The sequence below is a fragment of the Bartonella sp. P0282 genome (genome assembly GCF_048452985.1).
Lineage (GTDB): Bacteria > Pseudomonadota > Alphaproteobacteria > Rhizobiales > Rhizobiaceae > Bartonella > Bartonella choladocola.
Genome location: NZ_WTFO01000003.1, coordinates 285,429 through 301,576, shown reverse-complemented (window position 1 = coordinate 301,576; position 16,148 = coordinate 285,429). Strand labels below are relative to the sequence as shown.

The 16,148-nt window shown below is 45.8% G+C and carries 13 protein-coding genes; 6 read left to right on the top strand and 7 right to left on the bottom strand.

Annotation, left to right across the window (positions count from 1 at the left end; translation table 11 throughout):
* Positions 1-164 precede the first annotated feature (164 nt).
* Complete coding sequence (locus GQS64_RS10420; RefSeq protein ID WP_198231530.1) at positions 165-770, bottom strand: hypothetical protein; 606 nt, start codon at positions 768-770, stop codon at positions 165-167.
* A complete protein-coding gene (locus tag GQS64_RS10415) occupies positions 706-1,713 on the bottom strand; it encodes a hypothetical protein (protein WP_198231529.1) in 1,008 nt (335 codons plus the stop codon). The genes GQS64_RS10420 and GQS64_RS10415 overlap by 65 nt, the downstream gene beginning before the upstream one ends.
* Before the next feature lie 391 nt (positions 1,714-2,104).
* On the opposite strand from GQS64_RS10415, the gene GQS64_RS10410 reads away from it, so the two are divergent.
* From GQS64_RS10410 to GQS64_RS10390, 5 genes are all read left to right on the top strand, one after another.
* Positions 2,105-2,398, top strand: coding sequence for a hypothetical protein (locus GQS64_RS10410; protein ID WP_077993227.1), 294 nt, complete (start codon positions 2,105-2,107; stop codon positions 2,396-2,398).
* Between the two features lie 591 nt (positions 2,399-2,989).
* The gene (locus GQS64_RS10405; RefSeq protein ID WP_246786474.1) at positions 2,990-3,724 is read left to right on the top strand and encodes an XRE family transcriptional regulator; all 735 of its coding nucleotides are present in this window, start codon (positions 2,990-2,992) and stop codon (positions 3,722-3,724) included.
* An 856-nt stretch (positions 3,725-4,580) separates the two neighbouring features.
* Entirely contained in the window at positions 4,581-5,141 is a 561-nt protein-coding gene (locus GQS64_RS10400; protein WP_198231527.1) for a hypothetical protein, read from the top strand.
* 359 nt (positions 5,142-5,500) lie between these two features.
* A complete protein-coding gene (locus GQS64_RS10395) occupies positions 5,501-6,190 on the top strand; it encodes an XRE family transcriptional regulator (protein ID WP_198231526.1) in 690 nt (229 codons plus the stop codon).
* Between the two features lie 78 nt (positions 6,191-6,268).
* The gene (locus GQS64_RS10390; RefSeq protein ID WP_198231525.1) at positions 6,269-7,252 is read left to right on the top strand and encodes an SDH family Clp fold serine proteinase; all 984 of its coding nucleotides are present in this window, start codon (positions 6,269-6,271) and stop codon (positions 7,250-7,252) included.
* A 640-nt stretch (positions 7,253-7,892) separates the two neighbouring features.
* Here the strand turns inward: GQS64_RS10390 and GQS64_RS10385 are convergent.
* Complete coding sequence (locus GQS64_RS10385; RefSeq protein ID WP_198231524.1) at positions 7,893-8,612, bottom strand: hypothetical protein; 720 nt, start codon at positions 8,610-8,612, stop codon at positions 7,893-7,895.
* Between the two features lie 659 nt (positions 8,613-9,271).
* Between GQS64_RS10385 and GQS64_RS10380 the strand changes: the two genes are divergently transcribed.
* Positions 9,272-10,912 (top strand): Na+/H+ antiporter, encoded by a 1,641-nt coding sequence (locus GQS64_RS10380; RefSeq protein WP_077993213.1) that lies wholly within the window; start codon positions 9,272-9,274, stop codon positions 10,910-10,912.
* Between the two features lie 159 nt (positions 10,913-11,071).
* Here GQS64_RS10380 and GQS64_RS10375 read toward each other — a convergent pair whose 3' ends face one another.
* The 4 genes from GQS64_RS10375 to GQS64_RS10360 all read right to left on the bottom strand — a co-directional run bounded on the left by GQS64_RS10375 (position 11,072) and on the right by GQS64_RS10360 (position 16,060).
* The gene (locus GQS64_RS10375; RefSeq protein ID WP_198231523.1) at positions 11,072-12,436 is read right to left on the bottom strand and encodes an MFS transporter; all 1,365 of its coding nucleotides are present in this window, start codon (positions 12,434-12,436) and stop codon (positions 11,072-11,074) included.
* Positions 12,437-12,799: 363 nt separating this feature from the next.
* Positions 12,800-13,558 (bottom strand): ABC transporter ATP-binding protein, encoded by a 759-nt coding sequence (locus GQS64_RS10370; protein ID WP_077993208.1) that lies wholly within the window; start codon positions 13,556-13,558, stop codon positions 12,800-12,802.
* Positions 13,555-14,418 carry an iron chelate uptake ABC transporter family permease subunit gene (locus tag GQS64_RS10365; protein WP_198231662.1) on the bottom strand — a complete coding sequence of 288 codons (864 nt, stop codon included), beginning with the start codon at positions 14,416-14,418 and terminating at the stop codon, positions 13,555-13,557. The genes GQS64_RS10370 and GQS64_RS10365 overlap by 4 nt, the downstream gene beginning before the upstream one ends.
* A gap of 658 nt (positions 14,419-15,076) precedes the next feature.
* Complete coding sequence (locus GQS64_RS10360) at positions 15,077-16,060, bottom strand: ABC transporter permease (RefSeq protein WP_210329466.1); 984 nt, start codon at positions 16,058-16,060, stop codon at positions 15,077-15,079.
* Positions 16,061-16,148 lie beyond the last annotated feature (88 nt).

The window sequence follows — 16,148 nt, the reverse complement described above, 5'->3', positions numbered from 1 at the left end:
CGTTTGAAGTCTTGAGTTTGAAGTGTTGTTGTTTGAAATCTTGTGGTTCGCGTTTTTACCGCCCAAAAAACTATTGGGCTTTTTCACAGATGTTCCATGTCGTCCCATACCGTCCCACATTGTCCCGTATTGTCTCTTGCTGTCCCATTCCGTTTCATTCAGCTTCATTGAACGCGCATTTGTTTTGCGGGCGGGAAACTTGCCGCCCTGTTTTTATCTTCTGTTGCTTTGTTTTCGCTTGCGGTCGTGGTTTTGTGGTCACAAGCCGGTTTTTCTTCCCGCGCTTCCGGAATTAAAACGTCGTTTTGTTCTTCTTCACCGGCTCTTAGAAGCCGCTCCACAGTGTCGATTTTCAACCATTCGGTTTTTTCGATATGTTCGCAAAAAGCGGCAAGTTCCGGCGCTGTCGGCATGAAGGTTTTGTTGAAGCCTTCTGCCTTGCCGCGAATAATCAAAAGCACCGACTGCATAATGGCAAAGCTGGAAAAGCCGGAAAGCGCAATCATATAGGATTTGGCAGCGCTTTCCCCGTCTAAATCACGGGGCAGCCGCATACCGCCCGAAAGCAGCAAAAACTGGTTCATGATTTCGTCGCTTCGCGCCTTTTTTAAAAGTGTGTTTTTTGCGTCCTCAAGCGTGTGCCTGATTGTTGCAATTTGGGCGTTTGTCGGTTTCTTTCCCGCCTTGAAGCGGGGCGGAAAGCCTTCACCTGTCGTGAGGGAAACGAGTTTGGCAAGCGTCAAATCGAGGTGCGAGACGGGCCATCGCATCGGTAACTTTTCTGGCTGTCGATCTTTTATCATATCCGAATTTTGCATTTTTTCGCTCCAGAACGGGGGCAGGTTGGTCATTCCAGCGTTCCTGATTGAGAAACGTTGTCGGGTTAAGCCAGGGGCGGTCGGGCGGCTTGTCGGCGATATAGCGTTGAAGCCCCGCCATAATGGCGGCAAGACTGTCTTTTTTGCGCGCTTTCAAAAACGCCGTTAATGCTTTCGGCTTGCCGCATTTGTTCGGGAAAGACGGCCAGAAAATTTCATGAAATTCGGCTTCAAAATCACGTTTGTCGGGGCGGCTTATTGCAAGCTCTGGAACTTCGTTTTTTCCAAAATTCCGGCTTCCAAAAATTCCCGAAGGTGAAGGCAAAAGCGGCACGCTCGCGCTTATACCGGAAGCTGAAATTGCGCCGGAAGCCTCGATCTTTTCAGCCGCAGACAACGTTCCGATGCTTGCTGAAAGTGGCGCACTTTCCGCTTGCGGAAAAGCGGACTTTTCAGAAAAGGAACAAGCCTTGTCCTTGGGCAAACTCACGGCAAAAGAACAAGCTTTGTTCTGCTCGCATCCCGCGGGATTTTCCGGCAAATTTCTATTTTGGCAAAGGGGAAAACCATGCCCGCCTTTTTTGTCGGTTGGCTCTTCGACAAGCGCATCAGAAGACGTATCAGAGAAAGCGGGAAAGGGGGTATTTTCTTTAAGGGGGTGTGGGGGAACCTTTCTTTTAGGGGAAAGGGGTAATGTTTCCCCGCCGTTACAATTTTCCTCTTGTAACGTTACATTGTTTTTCCGTGTCAGCCTGAAACGGCGCACACGCTCGCGTGTACGGGCACGGCGCTGGTCTTCCCGCTCGTCTAAATCGGCAAGAAGTTCAAGAATAGCCGACATTTGTTCGGTAGAAAGGTTCAAACCGGCAAGGCGGCGTAGTGTTGACGAATCCATTTTATAAAACTCTCTTCTCTGCCTTGAAAAATGTTGGTTGGCCGCACAATTGACGCGCAAAAAATTCCAATAATTCTGGAGAAAAACCGGCTTCAAAAACGCTTCCACCTTGAAGTGCCAACGCCTTGCTTTTTCGTGTCACATCTTTGATTTTTTCGTTTACGTTTTTTGTTGACAAGCAGACTTTTGTTGCGCTCGAAACACTGCTTTTAAAAATTCGGTTTGATTTTTGTTGTCCTGCACGGGCAAAAAAAGGTGCGCTCAAACAAAGCCTTTTCCCGAAAGCGGTAAGGCTCACCGGTTTAAAAATGGCGGTTGCTATTGCCTTGATAAAAACAACAAGTTGTTTAACTATTTCATCAAGTGATTGATGAAAGACAAAGGAAAAAGAATGCCCGTTATTAACCCGATAAGATCTGCAACTGTCAATGCAGCAGCCACACCGGAAGAAGTCGCATTCCGTTTGTTCAGTATTATTGCCGGTGCTTCTGAAAATACGATTGATAGCAAGGATGTTCTGCCGCTTTTCGCCAAATGTATGATCGCTGTCGGCAAACCGGAAAATTTCCTTGCCGAGCCGCAGAAATATGATGTGACACTCGAAAATACCAATGCCAGAAAGGCTTCTGCAGAAGGTGCAGGCTCGCCGGATGATAGTGCTTCCGACAGAGCCAAAGCCGAATAAGCATAATTTGCTTTTTTTAAAAAAAGATCGGGCTAAAGAAGGCGAGCTGCATAAAAACGTTCGGGATAATGAACGGGGCGCAGCCATAATCGTCGAATAACATGTGCTTCCACCGGCAGTTTCAAATAGGTTTTGGAAACTGCCGGAAGAAGGCGTAGCGCAAAAGTGGTATTTCAAGACCTGTGCACTTTGCAGAATGCTTTTTAATGCGCCTTCATTATCTGCTGCTGGTATTTCGGTTGAAGCTTCTAAAGGCCAAGTCAACAGTGCGGGCTTGCGGTTAAAGCAGGTCAACGGTTGTATTTCATGCAAAATATCGGTGTCGAATAATCGTGACACGCCAATATCTGACAACACGCCAATATCTGATTTGTCCATTTGTTCCACCCCGAAACATGGCAAATACGCCGTCTAATAAACCTTGCAGGAAAACACGCACCGCACCTTCCTCAACTTTTTTGCCACCATTAAACATTTATCATGTTGTTTTTCGCGTTATAATAGCGACAGGTTGTATAACAACATCATTTTACACCTCTTGTCAACATGATTTATGTTTATTATTCTGACATAATCTATGTTATGGACACGATGGGACAAAGATTACGCGAGGCACGGCTGAAAGCGGGCTTTTCATCTGCAACGAAAGCTGCGGATGCAATTGGTGTGAGCCATTCGACCTATCGGGCGCACGAAAACGGGCAGAATGAATTCGGGCCTGAAGAGGCTGCCATTTATGGCCGCAAATTCGGCGTGAGCGCCTCTTATCTTTTGACGGGCGAAAATGGCGCAAAACGCAAGATGGTATCGAGTTTCGATCCCGATATTCCTGACCGGATTGATAGCGATGTCAAAACAAGATCGCAATTGAAAGACGGCGAAATACCCGAAATTGATGTCAAGGCAGGCATGGGCGCCGGCGGGGAAATTATGATCGTGAACGGTGCCAAAAATGCTGTTCAGATTTCGACAGAAGTAATACGGGATTTTTGGCGTTTACCCGAAAGCCTGTTGGCAAAACTCAATGTTGTAGCGTCCAATGTTGCCGTTCTTCCCGCTTATGGGGATAGCATGTCGCCCACTATTCATGATGGCGATGCGGTGTTTATCGACATATCGCACCGTGTTCCGTCCCCTCCGGGAATTTATGCGCTGGCTGACGAGCTTGGCGGGGTTATCATCAAGCGGTTGGAAATCGTCTCTCGCCCCGGTGCCGATGAAATCGAGGTCGAGGTCATATCGGATAATCCCCACCACAAACCGCGCATTCTGAATTTGAGCGAAATCACCATTCTTGGCCGCTATATCGGCCGTTTTACCCGTTAAAACCGGAACATTTTAGAAAACATAAGCATATCGGATGTGCCGACATGTTGCAAAATGTTTCAATCGGCAGATCTTTGCGGCAAATCATTTTCGCAACCCGATCGACCGAATAAAGATGTGTTGGTGCTTCAGTTGTAAACAGCAACAACAATTGTGCGGGCTGATCTGATGAAACCGGATTTACCCTGACCAATTTTCACAAATTATATTGCTTGGCAGGTGATTTAATCCGGAACCGATGCACTTCAAACCAACCTGCTATTGCGGGATTTTTTATGCCAAAGGTGGGCGGGGCTTATCCTTGGCGCCCGAATATTGAACGCCGAATGGTTTAATAATTGAATAGTTTAACATTTGATACTTGCATGGTTTAGCACGTGAGTTACCGGTGTGCGAAACACTTTTGCCGGTTGAGGAGAAGCGCTATTCTTCTCGCCGCTTTCGCTTTGTCAGCCGCCTTTTCATTTCTTACCGCATGACGTTTGTTTATAGAAATTCACCCAATTAACGCCGGCAAAAACATTTAAAATTCTTCATAAAAAGCAATAAAACAATTTAAAATTTTTGTTATTTTATCGTTTTTTGTTTTAAATTTTTAAAATCATAAAGAGGCTTTTCAGTCTCTACTTTTCTGAACCGAACATTCGTCCGGTTTTAAATAGAAGTGATAAATCATTTCCGGAAAGTCTTAAAAAAACAACATGTCGCCTAGGTCAAACGATTCGTTTGATGAAGAAGTCTGACATTTGACAACATAAAAAATGTTGACATTAATCATGTCATTTTTTTACGATTCCCCCGTTAAACGTGTTGAAGCTTATGACGTTTCTTTTTAAAACAGCGCGGGGTAGGCGGGATGAAAAAGCCTAAAATTTACGGAAAAACTTTAAAGCCGCAAGCCGGATTTCTTCGCCACGCTGACAACCAAAAAGGCCAGCCGGAGAATGGTTCAAGTTTTAATCAAAAAACACAACCGCCTTCCGGTAAAGCCGATGGGCGTAGCAAAAAAACAGGTCGCGCAGAAATAGATCAAGAGCAAAGTAAATCTGCCAATGTAACAAGTAAAACTTTGGATGGTCGAAAACCCGAAGGGCTACATCAAAAAAAAACGGTTAACCAAGCCGACAATGCAGGAAAAAAACAACAGGAAAAAGAACACTTCTCGTGGGGCGATATAAAGCCTTTTTTGAAAAGTTTGGCGCACCATTCGCGGGCAGAAAAAGTTGTGGCATTGGCTTGGAAACTTTATCGTTCAAGCCCGATGACGGATGAGACATTCGAGCCTTTGCGGTTTGCTCTTTTCATGCGCACGGCTCAGGCAGAAGTGGAGCACGAAAACGACCCGCCAATCACTATGACGAGAGAAGAAATTCTCTTTATCGGTTCCGATTGCGCCACCAGACCGGACGAACATTAACGGGTAGCACCTTTCGTTTTTCCATGCGGATGAGACAAAAAGATCGTTAGATAGTCTTTTCTAAAGAGATTGTATTGTTTCATCGCACAATAGGTTCACTGATAAAGCCAAACAGACCGGCTTAAAATGAACGAAGATTGCGCTAGTTTTCCCGACTTTTAACATAGGTTTATTATGCGTTCCGCAGGCATCTTAATCACCTATTACCTCGTTACGCCCGAAGGGAGTACCGGATTTATCAGATAATTACGTCTAATATTATTTTTGCTTGAATACTTTTATAAAAGCCAACAACACCAATCGCTTTCAATGGATATTTTAGTAGTGTCATGACATTCTACACGATATAAATAAAACTGATGGCGCAAAATGTAATTTTTCTAAACAAAACTATGGATTTGAAAGAACGTATAAAAAATTCTCGCATTGCAGCGAAGATGACGCAAGAAGAGCTAGCAAGAGCGGTTGGTAAGACACGTAACGCAGTTGCCCAATGGGAGTCCGGGGTGGCTCACCCGCGCCCGAACACCCTTGAAGATATTGCCGGAGCTCTTAAAATCTCGGTTGATTGGCTTCTTACCGGTAAAACCCCGAATGTTGCCGGAACAGAAATTACCCGAACAAATAGCAACGAGGTGGAGTTCACTAATGGTACTTTACCGCCGCTCCCGTACATGTCACAAACCGTTCCGGTGATGGGGATTAATGCTTGTAACAGCGACAACGGTTCGTTCAAACTCGATTTATCGATCATTGATTACGTTCATAGGCCACCCGCTCTGTTGATGACCAAGGATCTATATGCCTTATACGTCGAAGGGGACACTATGGAACCACGTTTTACAGCGGGTGATCTGGTTTTTGTCCACCCGCATAAACCGGTGCGTATTGGCGATTCAGTCGTGGTGCAGATTGCCAAAACTATAGATGAACCAATCGAGGCGATGATTGCAGTTTTTGCGAAACGAACATCGCACGAAGTGTTTCTAAAGAAATACAACCCTGACAAAATCATCAATTTTGATAAAAAATATTGTGGCTATTCATAAAATACTGGAAATTACAGAGTTATTCGGTCTATAATGCACATGGCGCTCAGCTTTTGATATGTAGGGAGAGAAATTATCATGGGATGCGACGTATATTATTATTGTGGCGCCATAAATTACCCAGGCTATTGGTTGCTGACAAAAGAAATTAAAAAGCGGAAAGAGGAATCGGATTTAAATAAAAGTGTTATTTTGGGTATAACCACTTTAGGAGGCGATCCCGATGCGGGCTATAGGATTGGGCGCGCGCTACAGCACAATTACGAGGATTTTTCTGTATTAATATCGAGCTTTTGCAAGAGTGCAGGCACACTTTTAGCTATTGCAGCCAACAAACTTATAATAGGTGATACGGGCGAACTTGGCCCTCTGGATATACAAATAAAAAAGAATGACGAGTTGGACGAGTCTAATTCTGGCCTCGACATAATGACGGCTCTGAATAGTTTGCAGGCGGTGTCCGCTGACTGTTTTGCAGAAACGATGAAAAGCATACACGATGACACCAGAATAAATGCTAAATTATCGGGGGATATGGCAGCCAAGATTATTGAAGCGATGATATCGCCGATAACTGCACAAATTGACCCTATAAAATTTGGAGAACACCAAAGAATCTTGAATATTGCAACAAGATATGGGGCCAACCTTAACCAAAAATTTGGTAATCTTAAGTCAGGGGTTTTAAATAAAATTATTGCAAATTATCCATCGCATGGATATGTGATAGATAGAAAAGAAGCTAGAGAATTGTTCAAGCGGGTTGTGGAACCTGAAACGCGTGAGATCGTTGACCTTTATGATACGTTTTATAGCCGCTTTCACAAAAGGGATTTCAGTTTTCAAGGAATTCCACAAGTAGAATATTTTTGCGAGCTCTCGGAGAATTGTGATGAACGATATGGATCTAAAGAGGAAGAATGTGACGATGAACGGGGCCATGAAGGAACTGCTGTTGCAAATGGAGCAGACAAGAAAACTGACAGTCGAGCAAATAAACGCAATAAGAAAGGCTCAAAACAAAACGATTCCATACCAGATCAAGCCGAGCAAATAAATTAATTTTTTTAAAGAAATCAATCCACCCCGCTTTTTGCGGGGTTTTTTATTGCCTTGCTTCGGCCGCCTATAACCGCTCGACAGACTTAGCATTCCCGCTTATATAAAATATCCGAAAAATAACTTTTGCTTTTCATTGTGAACAGTTTGACTGGGCAAATAATTTATATGAAATTGATTGAGCACCACGAAGAAATGAAAGCCAATCAGGCATTATCGGGGCGATCAACATATCTGCAATAAACCGAAATAATCATTTGCTATCAAAGTCATAACCGAATTGGTAAAATCTCCAATGTTTCCGGAAAATCGTTTTCTTGAGGTAATAACAAACCTTATCTGAAAAGCTTGAAGAACCATTCGCGGGTAGAAAAAATTACCGAGCTTGCATAAAAACTCTATCGTTAAAGCCCGGACAGCATTTCCCTAATGCCGGTGTTTTGCTGCTTTTTACGGCTCGTTTTTCAGTTTTAAAAGGTCAGTCCCACCGGTTTCCGGTTTTCACCCGTTCCGGACGTTCCGCTTTGTCTTGGACACAGAGCTTCTGCCATTCTTCACACCGATTTCTCATCCGGAAACACAAGCATTCAAAAATGCAGTTTTTTAAAAAAACAGGTATTCGCGTGATGAGTGTTAAAAGCAGTTACCTACGCGCTGGCGGGAAGCTTTTCGGCATATAAGTGCCGGTCGGCTGATCGGTCAAAATCCCGTTTGGCACTGAAGCATTGGATGATGCGTTGCCAAGTTGTTCGGCTGCTTTTTCGCTTGCTGAAGTGTCGCCGTTCTGATTGAGAATTTTTTTAATATCGTCCAGTTCACTGTCAACCTCAGAAGAGGCCTTACCATCTTTCCCGAAATAGACATCAAGTTTTTGGTCAACTTCTTCCGCCTTTTGTGAAGATGGGTCAGCCATTGCCGCGACAACGTCTTCCGCCTTCAAGCCTAATTTATCAAGGCCGAGCCGTTTAGTGATGCCTTCCATAAATTCTTCATAACCTACCGGGTCTTGAGATTTCATGTAAGCCAATTTGTCGCGGACCAAATTGGCCAGATGTTTGAGATCTGTTCCATCTTTATCAAGATCAATGCCAAGGCTCCTTGCTATTTCTTTCAGTATTTTTGCTTTGAATTCGCTTTTGCTCATACGGCTATTATCAAATACCGTAGCTCCGGCAATCTTGCTGCGGATTTTGTCATAAGTCGACTTTTCTTCCGCCTTTATAGAAGAGCCTGTTTTTTTGGCTTTAAAAATCTGTTCCGTCGTCGTGGGAGCGCGTTTGGCTTGTTGTTCGATCTGGTCAATTCTCTCTTGCAAGATTTTGACAGAAGCGAATTTCAAATTCTGGACCGGTGTCAGTGCCATGATAGTCTCTCCCACAATTTACTCGTGTACAGTATTCGGTTATATCAATCTGTTCATAGATTATGCTCTACTATAGAACAATATTACATGATAATTTCACCAAGTAAAGTTTCAATATAGAAAAGAGAATTCCGTTTCAGGAAGATAATTTAAGAGCAATCTAAATAGGATGAAATATTCAACTCTTCTGAAAGATTGCGAAAATTTATTTAGCCGGGAGTCAAAACGGCATTATGGTTCTTTAAAAAATGCAGAAGATTAAAAAGGCGCCTTCTGAAAGCAGCAGGATAATTTCAAGAATATCTTAGAAAAACAAAATGTTAGGTAATGCTTGAACTTCAAAGGAAAAGTCTTTTTTGTAAAAGCCGCTAATGTCTTGAAAAGAGAGACGGATTGCCAAAGCTCGGTTTTTCGACCCGAACAGTATCAGCTCACGGGAGGATTTCAGCCGGTTACACAATTTTGATGGAGCGCAATTATTTTTCATTGAATAGAAGAAAGACTGCCCACAATTCACCATTTTTACCGCACATGACATGAGCAGAAGTAGATTGTCATAAATTTGGCAGGAATTTTCAGAAGTTCGTTTTTGTTTATCTTATTGAAACTGTTCATTGCTTAAATGGCGTGGCATAGTTTTTTCTGAAAGGTTATCGAGAGTGGAATCGGTTGTCGTGATATTGATATTGCTGGTCGCTGTCATCATCAGCGGCGCAATATCACGCGCACTTCCATTGCCCATTCCGTTACCGCTTATCCAGATTGCTGTCGGCGCGGTGGTTTCTCTTGCTGGCGACATGGGGGTAAAATTACGGCCGGAAATGTTTTTCCTGTTGTTTTTACCGCCACTTTTATTTCTTGACGGTTGGCGCATTCCCAAAGACGGTTTGAAGCGCGACCGCTGGACAGTGCTTGAAATGGCACTGGGGCTTGTTGTCTTTACGGTTTTGGGTGTCGGTTTTTTCACTTATTGGATTATTCCGGCCATGCCGCTTTCGGTGGCTTTTGCACTTGCCGCCATTGTTTCGCCAACCGATCCGGTTGCAGTCAGTGCAATTGCAAAACGTTCTCCCATCCCGAAGCGCTTGATGCATATTCTGGAAGGTGAATCCCTGTTGAATGATGCATCCGGCCTTGTCAGTATGCGCTTTGCTGTGGCAGCGGCTATGACAGGAAGTTTTTCGCTTGTTGCGGCTTTCGGAACGTTTTTGTGGACTGCCGTTGCCGGTGTTATTATCGGGGCGGCAACCACCTTCTGTGTCACCTGGGTGAGCAATTTCTGGAACCATAAATTCGGCGAGGAAACCGGTTCCCATATTCTTATAAGCCTGCTCATTCCTTTTGCCGCCTATCTTGCCGCCGAACAGGTGGATGCATCGGGAATCCTTGCCGCCGTTGCCGCCGGTATTTCCATGAGCTTTACCGAAGACAGTCTGCGCAACCTTGCTTTGACGCGCATTCGCAGGCTTGCTGTCTGGGACACTGTGCAATTTGTTGCCAATGGTGTCATTTTCGTCATTTTGGGTGAACAGCTTCCCCATATTGTCAGCGGTGCGGCAATTGTGGTTCAGGAAACCGGACACCATGAACCCGTCTGGCTTGTGGTTTATGTCATTGCAATCAATGTGGCGCTTGCCGTACTCAGATTTATCTGGGTTTGGGTCTCTCTGCGTTTTACGCTTGCACGTGCTTACCGGCGCGGCTTGAAACCCTTTGTGCCGAGTTGGCGGCTGGTTGCTGTGACATCGCTTGCCGGTGTTCGCGGCACGGTAACCCTTGCCGGTGTTTTGACCTTGCCGCTTTTTCTTCCCGACGGTTCGCCATTTCCCGCCCGCGACCTTGCAATATTTCTGGCAACCGGCGTTATTCTGATTTCGCTTGTCATGGCAAGTATTTCATTGCCATTCCTCCTCAAAGGTCTGGAATTGCCGCCCGAACCTTCCCATCAGAAGGAAGAAGAGCGCGCCCATATTGCGGCTGCCGAAGCGGCCATCAAAGCGGTTGAACAGGCAGTGCACAATTGGGGTGAAGGCCGCAGCGATGCCGACCTTTATACAAGTGCAGGCGCGCGCGTCATGGCGAACTATCGTGAAAGATTGGCCGACCAGAATATTTCGGATGCGGATGCAGGCAATACCCAAAAGATTGCCGAAATCGAACGGCGTTTGCGCCTTGAAGCTTTGAAAGCCGAACGTCAGACCTATTTTGCTTTCGGCCGTCGTCACCAACTTTCGGAAGAGACAACTGCAAGATTGATCCGCGAAGTCGATCTTCTGGAAACACGTTTTTCAAACGGCTAAGTGGCAGAGCTTTGAAACGGCTTATGGGACAGGCGGTTCAAGCCGCGAGGCCCGCGGGCTGTGGCTTGAATGCCAGAAAAGAACGGCCTAAAAAGAACCGCCTAAAAAAGGTCTAAAAAGAACAGCCTAAAAAGAACAGCCAAAAACAGAAAGCAGACTTTATGATTTTTTATGTTTTCCGCTTGTGAGCCTCAAGCCGCCGGTCAATACGGCGAGTAAAAAACAGGTTGTGCCGCACCACAAAGCATAGCGCGAGCCGTAATGGGAAGAGACAATCAGGAAAAATGCAACAAGTGTACTTCCCACCGATTGGCCGATAAGCCTTGCCATGCCCATAATGCCACCGGCTGCGCCACTTCTGTCGGCGGGGGCGGAAAGCATAATAACGCGCTGGTTGGGCGCATTGAAAAAGCCCATGCCGCATCCACACACCATCATGCAGATCACAATCACAAGAACCGGCGTTCCTTCACCAAGAAGGCTTAAAGAAAACATTCCGCTTGCGCATAGAAACATGCCGATAGCAACAAGAAGAACCGGTGAAAAATGGTCGGAAAGCCTGCCGGTAAAGGTTGAAGTGAGTGCCGCGCAAGCAGGCCACGGTGCGATCAGAAAGCCGGTGGCAAACTGGCTTTTATGCATGAGCATCTGGAACGAGAAGGGAAGCGCCACAAAAGCAATCCCTTGCGCGATAAAGGCAAAAAGAACGGCAAGAATGGAAAGGGTAAAAATCCGCGAGGAAAAGAGATCGAACGCCAGAAACGGGGCAGGGTGGTTTTTCTGGCGGATGATAAGTGCGGCAATTGCAACAAATGAAATGACAAAGGTCGGAATAATCATGGAAAGTGGCTGGCGGTGCGCACATTCACCAATGCCGAAAATAAGCGCGGCAAAACCGATGCCGCAAAAACAGGCGGCAAGATTGTCAAAGCGGTAGTGGCTCAAGGGCGTTTTTGGAAGCGAATGGAAGGATATGGCAAGTGCCACAATACCGAGTGGAACATTCATCAAAAACAGCCAGTGCCAGGTGGTAAACCACAAAATAAGCGAGGCGAGTGTCGGCCCTAAAGAAAAGCCCACTCCCATGCAAATGGCATTGATACCAAGCCCGACACCGAGTTTCTGTGGCGGAAAGGTAAAGCGGATAAGGGGAAGGTTGGTGCTCAATATTCCGGCCGCGCCAATACCTTGCAAAATGCGTGCGCCAACCAGTGTTGGAAGTGACCATGATAGCCCGCAAAGAAGCGAAGCGAGGGTAAAAACCAGAAGTCCGACGATGAAGATAATGCGAAAGCCGATCACCTCGCCAAGGCTTGCGAAGGGCAGTGTCATTGCAATCATGGAAAGAAGATAGGCCGTCACCGCCCAAACGGTTGAAGCTTCGCTGGTTTTGAATTCCTGTGCGATTGTGGGAAGGGCGGTATTGGTAATACCGGTGTCGATCATAGCCATGATAACGCCGAGGCAAATCGCAAAAATAGCGGCCAATTTATAGGATTTTGTCACTTCAGCATTTCTATTCACTTGCAACGTCTCTTTAACAATGCGGACTTCAATCTTGTGTCAGCCGTCTTTTCAGGCCAAGCTTCGTCCCCATGACTATAAACATGAACGCGCTTCAAATGCATAAGAATATTTTTGTGAAGAAACGCATTCCAACACATTTTTCAGGCAATTGCTTTTTGCCCTTATTTTCTTATGTCTTATTGTTCTTCCCGCGTTTTATTGTCTTTACACGGTTTTTGGTTTTTTACACGGTTTTTGTTTTTTCCTCACCTTTCCCGCTCATTGCTTTTGATTTCTTCGAGCAGCCTTTTCTTACGACTTTTCAGTTTGTCTCTACACCCCCGAAGTTTTCGGGTGGCAGAGTTTTTTTAAAAAGTCGATCTAGCGGTAATAAACAGCGATTTTCTGCCCGTCTATATCTTTGACCTTGATGTCGATGTCATAAATTGCCGAAAGGATTTCATCTTTCATGATATTTTCGGGTGCACCGGAATAGACGAGTTTTCCTTCTTTCAAAGCAATAATGAGATCGGAATAGCAGGAGGCGAAATTGAGATCATGCATTACCATAATTATGGTTTTGCCCAATTCGTCGGCCGCGTTGCGAAGCCGCTTCATCATTGAAACGGCATGGCGCATATCAAGATTGTTCAATGGCTCGTCAAGCAGGATATAATCGGTGTTTTGAGAAATCACCATGGCAACAAAAGCGCGTTGTCTCTGCCCGCCCGACAATTCGTCAAGAAAACGTTTGCGATAAGGGTCCAGCCCCAGATAGCTTATGGCATTATCGACAAATGTTTTGTCTTCTTTTGTCAAGACACCATGTGAATAGGGGTAGCGGCCGAAGCTTACAAGATCTTCCACGGTGATGCGCGCTGTGAGAGTGTTTTCCTGTCGCAAAATAGAAAGCCGTTTGGCAAAATCGGAGCCTTTGGCCTTTGTCACATCAATTCCGTCAACGGTAATTGTGCCCTTTGTGATCGGCAACAGGCGGCTTATCATGGTTAGAAGGGTGGATTTACCCGCACCATTGGGGCCGATAATCGAAACCATTCCACCTTTAGGGATTTCAAGTGACAAATCCTCGATAATGCTATTGTCGTCATAGCTTTTGGATACATGGCTAATTTCAATCATCTCAATTTTCCCTTGATGAGCAGGGTCAAAAACACAATGCCGCCGACAAATTCGATAATAAAGCTCAACCGGCTTGCCATATTGAAAAGCTGTTCGAGAATGAATTGTCCGCCGACCAGGAAAATAATCGAAAGCAGAATGGCAACCGGTAACACGCTCATATGTTTGGCTGTCGGCGTAAACTGGTAGGCAAGGCTTGCAACCAGAAGGCCGAAAAAGGTGACCGGCCCCACAAGTGCAGTTGAAACGGCAACCATAATCGAAACCAGCACGAGAATGCGCGTGACAGCCTGTTTATAATCGACACCGAGATTGATTGCCATATCGCGCCCTAACGCCAGCACATCGAAAAGATAGCGCATACGCCAGCCGAACAGGGAAACAATCACAACAATAATCACTGCAATGCCGATCAGATTGGTGTTGAAGCGGTTGAAATTGGCAAACATCACATCGGTGAGATTGACCGCTTCATCGGGGTTCAGTTGCAGTTGCAACAACATGCGCAAGCTGAAAAACAGGCCGCCAAACACAACGCCGATCAAAAGCGTCATATGCAGCCCCTTGATGGTTCCCGAAAAGAGCCATGTGAAAAGGCTTGTCGAAAACAGTGTCAGAATGAGCGCCACAACGATAAAGCGCACTTCGTCGCTCACCCCGTAAATAACGGTCGAGCCGACAAAATAAACCACCACCGTCTGGATGAGAATATAAAGCTGGTCAAACCCCATAATCGAGGGGGTAAGAATCCGGTTGTTGGAAACCGTCTGGAAAAGCACTGTTGAAACAGCAATGGTATAGGCAATCAGAATAAGCGAAACGAGTTTACCCAAACGGAACGGCCAGATCACAACCGACATATTCCATGAAAGGTAAAGCGCAATAAAAATGGCAGCAACAACACCAAGACCGATGAGAAGCGGCAGTGTCGAGCGGATTTTTCTTGAATGTCCGGTTTTGCTGAAGCTCAAATCTGCGGAACCACTGCCGGTAATAGCCGTTTTGGAAGAATTTGCTTCATCCGTGCTGATAAAGCCGGATAAAGCTGCGGCATTTTCCTCGCTTGCTTTCTTGCCTTTTTCTCTGCCTGCGTCCCCGTTTGCTTCTCTGCCTGCGTCCTCGTTTGCTTCCCCGCCTGCTTCTTTGCCTGCTTCCCCGCTTGCGTCCCTTTCCGCTTCCTTACCCAAATCCCTGTCCGCTTTCTTGTTCGGGATTTTTACTTCGTCAAGGCCTGCCTCGCCAATTCCGGCTTCGCCAATATCTTTTTCGTCAATTTCCGCTTCGACAATATCGGCTTCGACAATCTCATTTCTTTGATTATCCGGTGCGCTGGTATCCGTTTCGATAATTTCTGTTTTTGTAAAATTATCCTCACCAATTGCTGTTTCGATATGATCTCTTTCAAGAAGGTCGGGCGTGGACATGCCGGACTTCACCGGATTTGTTCCGGCAACGTCTTTTCCGTCAGTCTGTGGCCTCTCGCCTTTTAAAGCGGGCTTTTTATTTTCCGGTATTTTTCTAGCCAAGGCGCTTTCTCCATTTCAAGAGAAGTGCAATGAAAAGCACACTGCCAAGCACACCCATAATGGTTCCAACCGGTATTTCGGCCGATCTGCTCATCAACCGTCCAAGAATGTCGCATGTCAAAACTAGTCCCGCACCGGTTATCATGACAAAAGGTGCTGTGCGGCGCATATTGTCGCCCATGACAATAGAGACGATATTGGGCACGACAAGGCCGATAAAGGGGATCCGCCCGACGGTGCAGATAACGGTTGCCGTTATCATGGAAATAATGACAAGCCCGAAAAGCATAACTTTTTTATAATCAAGGCCGAGATTACTGGAAAAATCCTCGCCGAAACCGGCAACGGTAAAACGGTCGGCCGCAAGATAGGCAACAAGGCAAAGCGGCAGCGACAGCCATAATAGTTCATATTTGCCTTCAACCACCATGGAAAAACTGCCAAAAAGGTAGGATTGCAGCGATGGCAACAGCATTTCCTGATCGGCAATGCCATTTGTGAGCGCGCCAATCACATAGCCGAGCATGATACCCGTTAGCGGCACAATCAGCACAGATTTAAGCGGTATTTGCCGCAATAAAAACATGAAAATGAGCGAGCCGAAAAGCGCAAACAGGGCTGCCACCAGCATTTTCAAAATCACATCGAGACCGGGGGCAAATATCATCACCACAAGGATACCGAGCGAGGCCGATTCAACGGTTCTCGCTGTCGAAGGTTCAACAAAACGGTTCCTTGTCAGCATTTGCATAATCATGCCGGCAAGGGCAAGGGAAGCGCCCGAAAGAATAAGTGCAATGGTGCGCGGAACGCGGGTTTGAAAAAATACAAGAAAGCTGTGCTCGTCACCGGCAAGAAGGCCGGAGAGGGTGACACTGGAAAATCCCAGAAACATACTGATAATCGACAGGACGATAATAACCGTTATGCCAATAATAAGAGAGCGCACGTCAATCTTTACCCGATTAAAAAACATCAGAAGCCGGCAGACCAATCTGCTGCTTCCGATGTTTAAGCGTTAAAGCTTGAAACAATCAACCCGTTTCATGACTTTTTCAGTCAAC

Bases quoted from the DNA above. Each gene is read 5' to 3' on its own strand.
- GQS64_RS10410 (WP_077993227.1), top strand. From the start codon at position 2,105: ATGCCCGTTATTAACCCGATAAGATCTGCAACTGTCAATGCAGCAGCC.
- GQS64_RS10370 (WP_077993208.1), bottom strand. From the start codon at position 13,558: ATGATTGAAATTAGCCATGTATCCAAAAGCTATGACGACAATAGCATT.
- GQS64_RS10420 (WP_198231530.1), bottom strand. From the start codon at position 770: ATGCGATGGCCCGTCTCGCACCTCGATTTGACGCTTGCCAAACTCGTT.
- GQS64_RS10360 (WP_210329466.1), bottom strand. From the start codon at position 16,060: ATGTTTTTTAATCGGGTAAAGATTGACGTGCGCTCTCTTATTATTGGC.
- GQS64_RS10395 (WP_198231526.1), top strand. From the start codon at position 5,501: ATGGCGCAAAATGTAATTTTTCTAAACAAAACTATGGATTTGAAAGAA.
- GQS64_RS10400 (WP_198231527.1), top strand. From the start codon at position 4,581: ATGAAAAAGCCTAAAATTTACGGAAAAACTTTAAAGCCGCAAGCCGGA.
- GQS64_RS10365 (WP_198231662.1), bottom strand. From the start codon at position 14,418: ATGTCGGTTGTGATCTGGCCGTTCCGTTTGGGTAAACTCGTTTCGCTT.
- GQS64_RS10415 (WP_198231529.1), bottom strand. From the start codon at position 1,713: ATGGATTCGTCAACACTACGCCGCCTTGCCGGTTTGAACCTTTCTACC.
- GQS64_RS10405 (WP_246786474.1), top strand. From the start codon at position 2,990: ATGGGACAAAGATTACGCGAGGCACGGCTGAAAGCGGGCTTTTCATCT.
- GQS64_RS10385 (WP_198231524.1), bottom strand. From the start codon at position 8,612: ATGGCACTGACACCGGTCCAGAATTTGAAATTCGCTTCTGTCAAAATC.
- GQS64_RS10390 (WP_198231525.1), top strand. From the start codon at position 6,269: ATGGGATGCGACGTATATTATTATTGTGGCGCCATAAATTACCCAGGC.